Below are 1,458 nucleotides of genomic sequence, written 5' to 3' on the forward strand. Positions count from 1 at the left end.
AATTTGACGGCAGCCGTCCGTTCAAACCTGTCGGCTCTCCAGGGCACCGCGACCCTGATGGCCAAGACCCAGGACCGCCTTTCGACCGGCAACAAGGTCAACTCCGCTCTCGACAACCCGACCAACTTCTTCACGGCCGCCTCGTTGAACAGCCGTTCCAACGACCTGAACAACCTGATGGATTCGATGGCCAATGGCGTCAAGACCATCGAAGCTGCCAATAACGGCCTGACCTCGATCACCAAGAACCTGGAATCGATGCAGTCCACCCTGCGTCAGGCTCGCCAGGACAAGTCGTTCCTGACCGCCTCCTATACCCTGGCTTCCCCTCCTCCGGCTGCAACCGCTGCCAGCTCCTTCACGCTCGCTGGCGGCTCGCTCGGCACTGCCACCGTTCTCACCGGCAAGGCCGTCATGACCCAGGCGACTGCCATTGCTGCCGGCGGCATTGCCCTGGCTGACAACGGCAAGCAGCTCAAGATCAGCGATGGCGTCACCACCACGTCTGACATCACCCTGGCCACTGGCGACACTGCCCAGATGATCGCCGACAAGATCAACGCTGCTGCCAGCTCCGCTGACGCCAAGGTTTCGGCCTCGGTTGACGCTGCCGGCAAGCTCGCGATCGCCAACACCACCAGCACTGGCACGCCCACTGCAGTGACCATCACTGAAGGTACGCTCACTGGCGGTGCTGCCACCATCGGCGCTTCGGTTGCATCCTTTGCCGCCAAGACCACCGATGAACTGGTCAACACCATCAACGACACCGTGTCTCTGCAGGGCAAGGTTCGTGCTTCGAACGACAACGGCAAGCTGCGCATCGAGAACGACTCGACCCAGAAGCTGACCGTTACCGGCGGCACCTACATGACCGGTCAAGGCACCATCGGTGGCAACACCGTCCGCTCCGATCTGGCTACCCAGTTCAACCAGCTGCGTGACCAGCTCGACAAGCTGTCGGACGATGCTTCGTTCAACGGTATCAACCTGCTGCGTGGCGACAAGTTGAAGATCACCTTCAACGAAACCGGCACCTCCTCGATCGACATCAGCACCAAGGGCCAGAAGGCCGTCAACTCGTCCAACCTCAAGGTCACGACGACGCTTGCTGCCAAGGATCTGGATAGCGACGACAACATCGACAAGTACATCGCTCAGATCGGCACCGCGCTGACTTCGGTTCGTTCGCAGGCTTCGTCCTTCGGCTCGAACCTGTCGATCGTCCAGAACCGTCAGGACTTCACCAAGTCCATGACCAACACCCTGGAAACCGGCGCTGGCAACCTGACCCTGGCCGACATGAACCAGGAAGCTGCCAACATGCTGGCTCTGCAGACCCGTCAGTCCCTGGCTCAGTCGACCCTGTCGATGGCCAACCAGGCCGACCAGGGCGTGCTCCAGCTGCTCCGTTAATCTCGGTTCGGCAAATATCGGAAAAGGCGGGCCTCGTGCCCG

At 60.8% G+C, this 1,458-nt stretch carries 1 protein-coding gene; it reads left to right on the forward strand.

Annotated elements, in window-relative coordinates:
• On the forward strand, positions 1–1,416 hold a 1,416-nt coding region (locus ABIB57_RS26790), incomplete at its 5' end, for a flagellin N-terminal helical domain-containing protein (protein WP_354044505.1).
• Between the last annotated feature and the right edge of the window lie 42 nt (positions 1,417–1,458).

Source organism: Devosia sp. UYZn731 (genome assembly GCF_040546795.1).
Classification (GTDB): Bacteria; Pseudomonadota; Alphaproteobacteria; order Rhizobiales; family Devosiaceae; genus Devosia.